This window comes from Paraburkholderia bannensis NBRC 103871, from assembly GCF_000685015.1.
In the GTDB taxonomy this organism is placed as follows: domain Bacteria; phylum Pseudomonadota; class Gammaproteobacteria; order Burkholderiales; family Burkholderiaceae; genus Paraburkholderia; species Paraburkholderia bannensis.
Map to the genome: position 1 here is coordinate 1 of NZ_BAYA01000038.1, position 12,324 is coordinate 12,324.

Annotated in this window: 12 protein-coding genes; 5 read left to right on the forward strand and 7 right to left on the reverse strand. The window is 62.8% G+C overall.

Going from position 1 to position 12,324, the window contains the following annotated elements:
• Positions 1-101: 101 nt before the first annotated feature.
• The 3 genes from BBA01S_RS34310 to BBA01S_RS34320 form a co-directional block, all read right to left on the reverse strand.
• Positions 102-557: a hypothetical protein gene (locus BBA01S_RS34310; RefSeq protein ID WP_245641679.1), complete on the reverse strand. Its 456-nt coding sequence runs from the start codon at positions 555-557 to the stop codon at positions 102-104.
• Positions 558-869: 312 nt separating this feature from the next.
• Positions 870-1,361 carry a nuclear transport factor 2 family protein gene (locus BBA01S_RS34315; protein ID WP_027820375.1) on the reverse strand — a complete coding sequence of 164 codons (492 nt, stop codon included), beginning with the start codon at positions 1,359-1,361 and terminating at the stop codon, positions 870-872.
• A 79-nt stretch (positions 1,362-1,440) separates the two neighbouring features.
• Positions 1,441-2,115: a TetR/AcrR family transcriptional regulator gene (locus BBA01S_RS34320; protein ID WP_084162719.1), complete on the reverse strand. Its 675-nt coding sequence runs from the start codon at positions 2,113-2,115 to the stop codon at positions 1,441-1,443.
• 215 nt (positions 2,116-2,330) lie between these two features.
• On the opposite strand from BBA01S_RS34320, the gene BBA01S_RS34325 reads away from it, so the two are divergent.
• Positions 2,331-2,987: a YceI family protein gene (locus tag BBA01S_RS34325; protein ID WP_042298376.1), complete on the forward strand. Its 657-nt coding sequence runs from the start codon at positions 2,331-2,333 to the stop codon at positions 2,985-2,987.
• Between the two features lie 13 nt (positions 2,988-3,000).
• On the opposite strand, the gene tdh is transcribed toward BBA01S_RS34325, so the two are convergent.
• Together tdh and BBA01S_RS34335 are read right to left on the reverse strand one after the other, a co-directional pair.
• Positions 3,001-4,032: an L-threonine 3-dehydrogenase gene (gene tdh, locus BBA01S_RS34330; RefSeq protein WP_027820378.1), complete on the reverse strand. Its 1,032-nt coding sequence runs from the start codon at positions 4,030-4,032 to the stop codon at positions 3,001-3,003.
• A 30-nt stretch (positions 4,033-4,062) separates the two neighbouring features.
• Complete coding sequence (locus tag BBA01S_RS34335) at positions 4,063-5,262, reverse strand: glycine C-acetyltransferase (protein WP_027820379.1); 1,200 nt, start codon at positions 5,260-5,262, stop codon at positions 4,063-4,065.
• A gap of 125 nt (positions 5,263-5,387) precedes the next feature.
• Between BBA01S_RS34335 and BBA01S_RS34340 the strand changes: the two genes are divergently transcribed.
• The 3 genes from BBA01S_RS34340 (at position 5,388) to BBA01S_RS44080 (ending at position 7,738) form a co-directional block, all read left to right on the forward strand.
• Positions 5,388-6,110, forward strand: a complete 723-nt coding sequence (locus BBA01S_RS34340; protein ID WP_084162720.1) for a helix-turn-helix domain-containing protein — start codon at positions 5,388-5,390, stop codon at positions 6,108-6,110.
• A 118-nt stretch (positions 6,111-6,228) separates the two neighbouring features.
• On the forward strand, positions 6,229-6,633 hold the full coding sequence (locus tag BBA01S_RS34345; RefSeq protein ID WP_027820381.1) for a DUF2471 family protein: 405 nt from the start codon (positions 6,229-6,231) through the stop codon (positions 6,631-6,633).
• Positions 6,634-6,727: 94 nt separating this feature from the next.
• On the forward strand, positions 6,728-7,738 hold the full coding sequence (locus BBA01S_RS44080; RefSeq protein WP_042298377.1) for a tyrosine-type recombinase/integrase: 1,011 nt from the start codon (positions 6,728-6,730) through the stop codon (positions 7,736-7,738).
• A gap of 96 nt (positions 7,739-7,834) precedes the next feature.
• On the opposite strand, the gene BBA01S_RS34355 is transcribed toward BBA01S_RS44080, so the two are convergent.
• The gene (locus BBA01S_RS34355; RefSeq protein ID WP_027820382.1) at positions 7,835-9,040 is read right to left on the reverse strand and encodes a DNA-binding protein; all 1,206 of its coding nucleotides are present in this window, start codon (positions 9,038-9,040) and stop codon (positions 7,835-7,837) included.
• 928 nt (positions 9,041-9,968) lie between these two features.
• The gene (locus tag BBA01S_RS47220) at positions 9,969-10,250 is read right to left on the reverse strand and encodes a hypothetical protein (RefSeq protein WP_156966182.1); all 282 of its coding nucleotides are present in this window, start codon (positions 10,248-10,250) and stop codon (positions 9,969-9,971) included.
• A gap of 632 nt (positions 10,251-10,882) precedes the next feature.
• Between BBA01S_RS47220 and BBA01S_RS34365 the strand changes: the two genes are divergently transcribed.
• Positions 10,883-12,238, forward strand: a complete 1,356-nt coding sequence (locus tag BBA01S_RS34365) for a replication initiation protein (RefSeq protein ID WP_027820384.1) — start codon at positions 10,883-10,885, stop codon at positions 12,236-12,238.
• Positions 12,239-12,324: the final 86 nt, after the last annotated feature.

Consider the following 12,324-nt stretch of genomic DNA (forward strand, 5'->3'; position numbering starts at 1 on the left):
GCTGCATCAGCAGGAGGAGGCGAATTATGCAGGGCGCAGAACAGCTCGTCAAGCGAATTTGAAAAAATTATTTCAACGAGCCAGATTCTTTTAAAAAACGCTCAGAACTTCACGCGTAACTGGAACCCGACCGTGAAGGGCAAATCGTCGGAAGGAATCGGCGGAATGACGATGAAGTTCACGCCCACGCGCTTGTACGCAACCATCACGATCGGTGCGGCCACGGGGCCAATCGTGTGATTGTGGCCAAGACCCCAGTTGCCGTAGTTGTAGCCGGAGATGATGCCGCCCATGGCGGCGAGGCGCACATAGCCCCAATGGAGGAATTCCGGCGCCCACACGCCGCCGCCATAGAAGGAAGGCCGGCGCAGCGAATTGCGGAAGCCGCCCACCGTGACGCCCCATTGGTCGCTCGGCCAGCATTCGATGCCGAGGCCGGGATTGAACTGCTCGAAGTCTTTGTCGGGATGGATGTGGTACGAGCCGACCATCGCGTCGACCCATAAGCCTGCGCCGCACCAGTCGGCCGCGCGTGCGCCCGTTGCTGCGCCGAGCATCAGCAGCGTGAGCGCCGCGCCCGCAATCGTCTTTCTCCCTGTCCTGCCACCGCGCACTTGCCAAAACCGCATGGGCTCTCCGTCCTCGCGCTCGCCGAATCGCTTCGGGGCGTCTGCTGCTGGGTCTATTTATGGTTTGCTGTTGTTCTGCCTTCAGGTGACTGCAAACTGTACAGCAAGCGTGCCCGCGCGCGTACCGAGGTTTTGCTCGGATCGTGGCGGGCACATCGACTGTGTTTGCGTTGTCGCTTGCTTCACCTGAGGCTCAGACCATCATGCCAGCGCAGTGCGTCGCGGCGATGAACGCGGCGCTCAGAGTCCGAGGTCGCTGAGTCCCGGATGATCGTCGGGCCGGCGGCCAAGCGGCCAGTGATAGAGACGGTCGGCTTCGCGGATCGGCAGGTCGTTGATACAGGCGTGACGATGCGCCATCAGCCCGTTCGCGTCGAACTCCCAGTTCTCGTTGCCGTACGAGCGGAACCAGTTGCCCGAATCGTCGTGCCACTCGTAGGCGAAGCGCACGGCGATGCGGTTGTCCGTATAGGCCCACAGCTCCTTGATGAGCCGGTAATCGAGCTCACGCGCCCATTTGCGCGTGAGAAAGCCGACGATCGCTTCACGCCCCGTCACGAACTCCGCCCGGTTGCGCCAGACGCTTTGCGGCGTATAGGCGAGCGACACGCGCTGCGGATCCCGTGTATTCCAGCCGTCTTCCGCGCCACGCACCTTCTGGATCGCGGTTTCGCGCGTGAACGGCGGCAGCGGCGGGCGGGCTTCTACGGAAGTCGTCTTCGCATCGGTCATGGTCGTGCTCCTTTCTGTAGCGACAGGGTGGCGCACCGGCGTGGCGCGCCTGATTCAAACAAAGCGGGAAATGCGTTCGTCAGCGGCGCGGACGCGGGCCTTCGGCTGGCGCGAGTGCGTCGAGCACGAGCAGCCCCGCAGCCCGCGCATCGAGCGCCGCATCGGCGTCACCGCTCACGAGCGCCACGCCAATCGCACCATCGATCAGGACGAGCCATTGGCGCGCCAGCCGCGCGGCGACGCGGCGATCTGCGCCGCTGGCCAGACGCCACGCGTCGCATTGCTCGACGACGAAGGCGAGCACACGCGCCTTGTGCATCCGCGCAACCTCACGCACGGGATCGTCGGGGGAAGCCGTTTCGCCCGCCGCGTTGAGGAACGCACAGCCGTGAAAGCCATCCGACGCAAACCACTCGCGCAGCACGTCGAACATCGCCAGCAGGCGCGTACGCGGCGTGCGGCCGCGTTTAAGCGTGCCGTCGATGAACCAGCGCATCCAGCGCTCGTCGCGTCGCGTGAGTGCGGCGGCGACAAGCGCGTCTTTCGATTCGAAATGTGTATAGAAGCTCTTGCGCGCAGCACCTGCCGCGCGAACGATCGCATCGACGCCCGTGGCGTGGATACCGCCCGCGTAGATCAGCGCTTCGGCGGCTTCGAGCAGGCGCTCGCGCGCATCAAGCGACGGCTCGACCTGCGCCACGGCAGGCGACGACGCAGACAGCGATTCTTCAGCGGAAATAGCACTCTTGCTCATGACATTATCGATTTGAGGTGGAACGATCGTTCTCCATGACGCGCAATGTAGAACGATCATTCTCCCAAGTCAAGCGGCGATTTTACGCGGCGTCGCGCACGGCATTTGCTGCCGTTTCAACGGAAGAAACGCGGTACGGCGGACAATGGAAGAAAAACGCGGCCTGAATCGTTCTACCGATATGCCGCGCTTGCGCCTTCCATCACGGAGAGATCATGAATCGACGCCGCATCCTGACCGCCTTGCTGTGCGCCGGATTGCTCGGCTGCACGCCGTTGCGCGTGGTGACGCATAGCGTCAGCCCGGCCGAAGCGGCCGTCCCCGTCGGCCAGTACACGCTCGATCCCCACCACTGGAGCATCGTCTTCGATGTCGACCATCTGCACTACACGCGCTTCGTGATGCGCTTCGATCGCGCGAGCGCGCAACTCGACTGGCGCGCGCACACGCTGGAAGAGGCAAGCGTGCAAGTCGATATCGACGCCGCCAGCCTCGACACCAACGTGGACGTGCTCAATCGCATGGTCAAGGGGGAGCAGATGCTCGATGCGCAGCGTTATCCGCAGATCCGCTTCGTGAGCACGCGTTTTGAGCGCACCGGCGAGGCAAATGGCAAGCTGACGGGGAAATTGACAGGCAACCTGACGATACGCGGCGCGACGCAGCCGGTGACGCTCGACGCGACGTTCAACGGCTATGCGCCGAATCCGCTCACGAAGCAGCCGACACTGGGCTTTTCCGCGCACGGCACGTTCAGCCGCTCGGCGTTCGGGTTGACGACGTGGTATCCGGCGGTGGGCGATGCGATCGACGTGCGCATCGAGGCGGAGTTCGAGCAACCGCCGCCAGCGAGCGCGGCGGCGGTTCAATAAACAGCACAAAAACTCAGGCAGCGCTCCAGTCGAGGATCACCTTGCCGCTCTCGCCCGAGAGCATGGCCGCGAAGCCCTTTTCGTAATCGTCAACGCTGAAGCGGTGCGTGATGATCGGCGAAAGATCGAGCCCGCTTTGCAGCATCGCGACCATCTTGTACCAGGTCTCGAACATCTCCCGGCCATAAATGCCCTTGATTTCAAGGCCCTTGAAGATCACCTGGTTCCAGTCGATGGCGGTCTGCGCAGGCGGAATGCCAAGCAGCGCGACCTTGCCGCCATGGTTCATCGATTCGAGCAGCGCCGTGAATGCGCTCGGCACGCCCGACATTTCCAGCCCCACGTCAAAGCCTTCGGTCATGTGCAGGTCGGCCATCACGTCGCGCAGCGATTCGCGCCCGACGTTCACCGCGCGCGTTGCGCCCATCTTGCGCGCGAGTTCGAGCCGATAGTCGTTGACGTCGGTGATGACCACGTTGCGCGCGCCCACATGCTTCGCGATCGCGACGGCCATGATGCCGATCGGCCCCGCGCCCGTGATCAGCACGTCTTCGCCGACCAGATTGAACGACAGCGCCGTGTGCGTGGCATTGCCGAACGGATCGAAGATCGCGGCGAGATCATCGGAGATTTCCGGCGGGATCTTGAACGCATTGAAGGCTGGAATCACGAGATATTCTGCGAACGCGCCTTCACGGTTCACGCCCACGCCCGTGGTGTTGCGGCACAGATGGCGGCGGCCCGCCCGACAGTTGCGGCAGAAACCGCAGGTGATGTGACCTTCGCCGGAGACACGGTCGCCGATGGAGAATCCGCGCACTTCCTGGCCCATTTCGACGATTTCGCCGACATATTCGTGGCCCACGTGCATCGGCACGGGAATCGTCTTCTGCGCCCAGTCGTCCCATTTCCAGATGTGAATGTCGGTGCCGCAGATTGCCGTGCGATGAATCTTGATCATCACGTCGTTGTGGCCGACTTCGGGCTTCGGCACGTCGGTCAGCGTCAGGCCGGGGCCGCGTTCGAGTTTGGCGAGTGCTTTCATTTTATTTCGTCATCCTGTTCAAATCGCCACTCAGATCACGCCAAGCTGCTTGCCGACGCGGGCAAATGCCGCCACGGCGCGCTCGACCTGCTCGGGCGTGTGCGCCGCGCTCATCTGCGTACGGATGCGCGCGCGGCCCTTCGGCACCACGGGGTAGGAGAAGCCAATCACGTAGACGCCTTCATGCAGCAAGGCGTCGGCCATTTTCGAGGCCACCTGCGCGTCGCCGAGCATCACCGGAATGATGGGGTGCTCGCCCGGCACGAGCGTGAAGCCGAGCGCGCTCATCTCGCGGCGGAAATGCGCCCCATTGGCCTGCACGCGGGCGCGCAGGTTCGCGCCTTCGTCGCTTGCGATCAGTTCGAGCACCGCCAGCGACGCCGCGGCGATGCTGGGCGCGAGCGTGTTCGAGAACAGGTACGGGCGCGAGCGCTGGCGCAGCAACTCGATCACTTCCTTTTTCGCCGCGACGTAGCCGCCCGACGCGCCGCCTAGCGCCTTGCCGAGCGTGCCCGTAATGATGTCCACGCGCTGCGCGACGCCGCAATGCTCGGGCGTGCCACGGCCGTTCGCGCCAATGAAGCCGACCGCGTGCGAGTCGTCCACCATCACGAGTGCGTTGTAGCGATCGGCCAGGTCGCAGATGCCCTTGAGGTCGGCGATGATGCCGTCCATCGAGAACACGCCATCGGTGGCGATGAGCTTGAAGCGTGCGCCGCCCGCATCGGCTTCGCGCAGCTTCGCTTCGAGGTCGGCGAGATCGTTGTTCTTGTAGCGGTAGCGGCGCGCCTTCGAAAGCCGCACGCCGTCGATGATGCTTGCGTGGTTGAGTTCGTCGCTGATGATCGCGTCTTCGTCGCCGAGCAGCGTTTCGAACAAACCACCGTTCGCGTCGAAACAGCTCGAATAGAGGATGCTGTCCTCAGTGCCCAGGAAAGCGGCGAGCGCGCTTTCGAGCTGCTTGTGCACCGTCTGCGTGCCACAGATGAAGCGCACCGACGCCATGCCGAAGCCGTCGCGGTCGAGCCCGTCCTTCGCGGCGGCGACCAGGCGCGCGTCGTTGGCGAGGCCCAGATAGTTGTTGGCGCAGAAGTTCAGCACGTTGCTGCCGTCGGCAAGGCCAATGGCGGACGACTGCGGCGTCGCGATCACGCGCTCGCTCTTGTAGAAACCATCGGCGCGGATCTGGTCGAGTGTCGCGCGCAGGTGGTCGAAGTAGGGATGGCTCATGGCAATCGTGCTCCTGACAGGGCAAGCCGCGGCTGTTATAGTCGCCGTCAGCTTTAAGCGAATTTATTCGTTTTTTCGAACTCAAGTTCGGTATATCGAACAAACTCTAAACGATGAGGCAGGGAATGGCAAGCACCGGCTCAGGCGCGCGCGCGAGCACGCAGGTAAAGAAACCGGCCGACGACGAGACTGCAGCGGCCACCGCCGCCGCCGCGAAGCCCGTCGCGCGCAAGTCCCGCGCCAAGGCGGCCAGCGCTGCGGCGGAGCTCCCTGACCTGCCCGGCAAGCCGGCGCCCGCCGCGCCGCCGCGCGTGGGCGAGCAGATCCAGAAGCTGCGCAGCGAGCGCAAGATGACGCTTGACGAGCTGTCGCGCGCGGCTGGCGTGTCGAAGTCGATGCTCTCGGAGATCGAGCGCGACAAGGCCAATCCGACCATCGCCGTCGCCTGGCGGCTCACCAATGCGCTGGGCGTGAAGCTCGATTCGCTGTTCGCCGCGCCCAGGGCGCCCGATGCCATCGCCGTGGCCGGGCCGCACGACATTCCCACCTTGCTCGGTCATGACGCGGGTTATCAGCTGCGCGTGTGGGGGCCGATCGAGCTGGCCGGTCATTTCGAATGGTACGAGCTGACGCTCAAACCCGGCGGCGCGCTGGTCTCGAACGCGCATGAGCCCGGTACGCGCGAGCACCTCACCGTGCTGCAAGGCGCGATCGAGGTCGAGGCGGCGGGCACCGTCGAGCGCCTGAAGGCCGCCGACACTGCGCGCTATATCGCCGATCAGCCTCATGCGATCCGCAACCTCGGCAAGGGCGAAGCGCGGGCGCTGCTGGTCGTGATCCACGGCTGATCCAGTGGCCATGCAGGACTAATACGACTGGCCGAACGGCTAATCCCCACATTGCAGGCTGCACGATCGCTCCAAGTACTGTATATTCATACAGTAAAAAGAACGACCGGAGCCGCCCATGCACACTTCGCGCACCCCGAACGAGCAGGATCTGGCCGCCTTGCGTTTCCAGGCGGCCGCGCGCGACCTTGAGCAGATCGTGCGCAACATCGCGCATCGCTACATCGCCCAGCAGGTGCCGCTAACCTGGCGCCTGCTGCATGCGATCGAAGCAGAAGCGCTCGCCGATCTCGGTTTCGCAAGCCGTCACGACGCACTCATGCTCGGCCTGTTCCAGCGCCCGGGCGATCTCGCCTATCCGGAAACCGACGAAACCGTCGATTTCGGTCAGTCCAATGCGCTGCCCGCCGTATTCGCCTTTGCGGTGAGCGCCTATGAATACGCCGCGCGCAGTGCCGAAGAAGCGCAACGCGAAGCACGCCTGAAGGCTGCCGTGAAGCGCTCGCGCGCATGGGGCGGCTGACCATGACAGCCCATATCGATCTCACGCGGGATGCCGCCGGTATCCCGCCTTCGCTAGAATTCCCTTCTGCGTTGCAACTAACGGAAGGACAGTGATGACCACCTCCGATTTGTCCCACTCGTCCAGCGCGTCGCATCCTTCCCGCGATCTCTTCGACCAGCAGCGCAAGGACTGGCAACAGGATCCTGCTGCCGCCTTCGACGCGTGGCTAGCCGCCCAGGATCTGCGCCGTTCGTCGGCGGATATCTACCGCGTGCAATGGGGCCGCTTTCTTGAATGGCTCGCGCTCAAGCGCAAGACCATCGTTTCCGTGGATACGGGCACGATCGCCGAATTCGTCGCCGGGCTGGAGGTGAAGAAGCCGCAGCGGCTGCGCTACCTGCGCCTGATCGAGCGCGTGCTCGATCACGTCCGGCAGATCGAACTGGCGTCCACGAACCCCGCGCGCTTCATCGCCCAGGACGGCGAAGCCGCCTGGCGCAATGCGCGCGAAAACGAGCCCACGGGTTTTCTCACGGCCACCGAACGCGCCGCGGTGATCGCGCGTCTGTTCGCCCCGCTCACCGAACAATCGGCGGCCAGGCGCTGGCGCGAGCGGCGCGACCGCGCGCTCGTCGCGGTGTTTCTCGGCGGCGGGCTGAAAACGGGCGACGCGATCGCGCTGCGGCTGGACGCCACCGCGATCGGTTCGGAATGGATCACGATTGAAGCCGCCAATCCGGCTTTCACGCACAGCACGAAGCTTGCGCCGTTCGCCGTCGACGTGATGGGGGCGTGGCTCGAGGCGCGGCGCCTGGCGGGGCTGCCTGGCCAGCTCGTGTTTCCGGGCTCGCCCAGCGGGCGGCCGATGCACAAGGCCACGGTGCTGCGTGCGATCGACGCATTGATGGAAGCCGCAGGCGTCGCGCAGACGCGCGCGGAGCGCGCCAGTCCGCAAACGCTGCGCAACAGTTTCGCCGCCGATCTGTTCGAGCGTGGCGTGGACGCCGATCAGGTCGGCCAGTGGCTTGGCTTCATGCAGCCGATTTCCGCCGGTCGACTGCATCGATCATGGCGCGTCTGGGCCGATCGTGAAGCCGCGCTGCGTACCGCAGCGGCCGGTTAAGGATCGGGCCCGCGAAGCCTGGCGGGCCTTTCACGCGTTACGTCTCCCGCAAAACCTCACTGGCGAGTAGCGCGAGAATTCCCGTAAACACTCACCTTAGCGCGTCGCGGAGCGTTGTTTTCCCGCTCCGAAACGCGCAACAGCCTCCAGCCGCGAAACGCCTGCCCCCGACGTGTAATCGCATTCGGGGCAGGAAAGCTCGAATCGGCCGTCCACCTGCGACAGCTCCGGCTCGCCTTCCTCGCAATTCGGACATTGCGCCGGCAGACCGACGTGACCATCCACAACGGTGCCAAGCTGGGACAGTTCCGCCTCCGTGAGCCTTCCCGTCCGGGCTAGCTCACACAACACACTGGCCACCGCGCCATCGATCCCCTGTTGCGCGCGCAGCGTCGCAACCTGTCGCGTCAATCCATCGACTTCATCGGAACGCTCGCGCAATACCGCGTCGAGCCGGTCGGCGCGCGCCTTGGCCGTGGCCAGTTGCTGGATGAAATCGAATTCCTTGCGGCTGGCATCGCGCTGTGCCGCTTGCCACGTCGACGACATCGTCCGCAGCGAATCGAGTTCGACCAGCATCGGCTTCACACGGCGCTCGGCTTCGGCCAGCGCATCCTTGATCTGCTGGGCGTAATGCTCGGTGCTGCGGCGCATTTCCTCGTGCAGTCCGTCGATCCGGTCGCGCAGGCCTGCATTGGTGGCTTGCTCGGTGTCGATGCGCTTTTGCAGCGATTCGTTTTCGGCCTCCAGGCGACGCACCGTCGCCTGAAGATTGTCATGATGCGAGGCGCCATGCGCAGATGACACCGCGAGCTGACTTTCGAGTTCGCGGACACGAACCCACGCGGCTTCCGTACGGGTTTCGCTGCGTTGCAACATTTCGTCGGCTGCGAGTCGCCGGGCTTCCGCATCGCGCAATGCCTGTTCGGCATCCTCGCGGCTGGCGTCGATGGCTTCGCGTTCCGTTTCCAGTGTCTGTTTCGCCAGCACGCGTGCTTCTTCGAATAGCGCGCCAAGCAACTCACCGGCACGTTCTTCGAGCGCCGGTGGAATTGCTCCGCCACCGACACGCACTTTCGATGCGGTTCGGATGCGTTGCCAGAACAGTTCAATGTCTTTGGGGATATCGCTGGCGCTGCCGGTCTGCGTCAGATCGCGAACCGTGGCCATCGACGGGCGAATGCCGAAATCGAAAAACAGCCGTTTGCATGCGTGGAGCGAAAGCTCCTGTCTCCGTGTGCCGTCTTTGCGCAGGTTTTCGAGTTCTTCGCGCAGGGCCTGACGTTCTTCGTCTCGGATCATGGTCGTCTCGGCGAGGGGAATGGATCGAATAATAACAAATTACGTATTGTTCGATACGAATTTCCAGCTCGTCGTTTCGGCGTCACAGCGTGGGTCAGCAAAGGACGTAAAAATCGCGTCTCGGTATGCGTCTGGCGTTAACGCCTCGTGAAACAAAGCGAAGTTTACCGTCTAAGTAATTGTAAACGTTTGGCTTTCTAGTGACGAGCCATTTATAGACAATGTTTCACGGGAGCGGGATCTATTTCGCGAGCGGTGATGAGGGGGTGAGATTGTGGATATCTCCAGAGGCTCGCGGGGTAAAAGAGGCTAGAGAGTAATAAAAGTAAACACCATTGATAGCCGTTAAAAACGTTAACGCCACGGCAAACCCTTACCTGGCGTGGTTTACAGACCGAATGGGTGAAGCTTTACGGGACAGATGGTGAGGCTCTACAGGACGCGCGGGTGATGGGCTTCGGGGAGGCCGGTGAGGGCCTGCGGGACAGAACGTGAGCGGATTCAGGGAGCGCCCCATTCTTGATTCTCCGGCAAGGGTGAGCGATTACGGGAGCTGATCGGGCGCAGTGCGCGTATACGCCGGGCAACGGGGCTCTGTTACACGAAATGCAACGGTGAGCGGATTCAGGGCCGCAGATCGCAGCGGTTTTTGACGCCAATCTGGGGGGCAAAAAGGCTGTGGTGAGGGATATCGGGAAAAAACGCCCTGCGAAGGTGATGCTTTCCGGGAGCCGAAGGCCCATTTCGACCGAATCCGGCCCATTCGGAGCGTCAAGTGAGCTTTTACGGGAGGGCAAAAATTGGCGGCCTGGCCTGCGAGTTGCGTCGCCACAGGCGGGCGAGCGCGGAAACTAAGGCTTGAGGTGAGAATTTCCGGGAGTTTATGGCGCTGCAGGGAAAAGGACGGTTCGAGAGCGCCGCAAAGGCTTCAGGTGAGGTTATTCGGGAGCCTTATTTTGTCGTTTTGCGCGCCCAGGTGAGGTTTTTCAGGAGCTAGTTGGTATTCACTGACGCCAAAAGCTTGAAAAATAACGGAGCTGGAATTCTGTTGATAGCCGTTTCGGCCAGTGAAGGTGAGAATTTTCGGGATCGGCTCTGGATGATCTTGAATGCCGCGCATGGCTGTCGAAGCCTGCAAAGGTGAGCCTTTTCGGGACGCCTGTCGTGGCTTGCCCAGTCGCGACGCTTGTGGATAACCCCCAGAATTCATTAGCTTTTTCTCCAGGCTGCTCAAAAGGTGAGCTTTTTCGGGGAGATAAAAGGGGCGTTGAAGCGGTCATCGGTACGGGACAAAGGTGAGGTTTTTCAGGAGGGGTTCTCTCTCCATTGCACAGCCAGAAAGACCTCGAAGGCCGCATGACCGGGCGGCGGTTGATGCCATTGGTGAGACTTTTCGGGAACCGATCGGCGTAAAGGCGGTTACGAACTGCCCTGACGAGTCTCTTTGCCAGAAATATGGCCGATTTACGGCCGATTCGAGCGGGTGTGACGCCGTATCTGAGGCGGTTTTCCAGAGTGAACCCGGAGTTGTTCGAGCGAGATGCAAGATCCCACCCGCATCAGACGATGTTGCATCCACGCCAGGAAATTTTTAAGGTGAGCATTTTCGGGATTCAATCGACACCCTGCGAAATGAGCCGGAACAAGTGCTCTCCGGCGCACCCCAATAGCTGTCTGGAGGCCCGCCGCCAGGCGAGTTGCGCAAAGGTGAGGCTTTCCGGGAGCAGTTCGCGGTGAGGTGTGCGGCCGAAGCCGCCATCACCGGCAATGGTGAGAGGCGCCCTATAGACGCGTTTCACCCCAGACGGTATCCTTTCGCGAAATCTCACCTTGACCCGACGCATGGCCACGAAGCGCGTGAAAAAAACCGATGTGGTGAGCCCCAGCTCGGCCGAACTGCGTAAGGCCGTCGAGGCGATCGCAATTCAGCCGAAAAGCGGCAAGATCACCCTCCTCACCCGCAAGCTCTTCAATGTCCTGCTCGCCGTCGCGCAGCAGGCGGACGAGGCTGGCGATACTTACCGGGCGCTGCTGTCCGACATCGTTGCGAACTCCGCATTCGATTCGAACGATACGGCGCTCGTGAAGGAGCATCTGCGCCGCATGGTGTCGGTGCAGGTCGAATGGAGCCAGGGCACCTCGAGCCAGAAGCCGGGCCGCAAGTGGGGGATCTCCACGCTGATCGCCGACGCCGAAATTCTGGAAGACCCGACCACGCGCCGTGTGTGGGTCGAATTCTCGTTCGCGCCCAAGATCAAGAAGAAGCTGCTGGATCCTGTCCAGTACGCCCGCCTGAGCCTTCAGTTTCAGAGCCAGCTGCGCAGCAGCGCGGGTCTCGCGCTCTACGAAATCTGCGTGCGCTATCTCACGAACCCGAGTCATCTGACGATGCGCGAGACGTGGGAATGGTGGCGGCCGATCCTCTCGGGTACGCCGGACACCGAAGCCGGCGACGAGGCCAAGCGCGAGTACAAGTACTTCAAGCGCGACTACCTGCGTCCGGCTATCGCCGAAGTCAACGCGGTCACCAACATCTTCGTCGAGCTCATCGAGCATCGCGAGGGTCGACGCGTCGCCGAAATCCAGTTCCGTGTCACCGAGCGCAAGCAGCCGATGCTGGCGCTCGACGAGCACCCGAATGTGTTCGACAGCACGCTTGTGGATCGTATGGTGAAGATCGGCATTCCGCTCAAGGAAGCGCAATCGCTCTACGCCGATAGCGAAGAGAATCGTATTCGCGCCGCGCTGCAACTCACCGAGCAGCGTATGCGCAGCACGAGCCTGCCGCCGGTGCGCAGCGCTGCGGCGCTCTTCAAGGATGCGCTGAAGAAGGGCTATGCGCCGCCGGTCGAGGACGCGGCAGGTGCGGCAAATTCCGGACGCGCGATCGCGGGTGCGGTTGCCGCGGACGATCCCAAGGCGCGTCTGATGGACGAGTACGCCGCCTATCGTCGCAAGGAGGCCCGCGCGCTCTACGAGGAGCAAGGCGACCTCGAACGCGAGATCGCGCGCACCTCGTTCGAGAACGACGAACTGCCGGGGCTGGGTGCGCATTTGCGCGACGACTGGCGCCGTCGCGGGCTCGAATCGAAACTGGGCGAAACGGCCTTCTTTGACTGGCTGGCCCGCAAGACCTGGGGCGAGCCCACCGATGGCGACCTGCTCGCCTTCACGCTGAGCCAGTCGCGCGCAGCCTGATCGACGGATCCGGTAGCGCCGCCTGGACGGTGGCGCTACAACGGGATGCACAAATGAAAGCGGTCTTCACGTATCACACGTGAAGA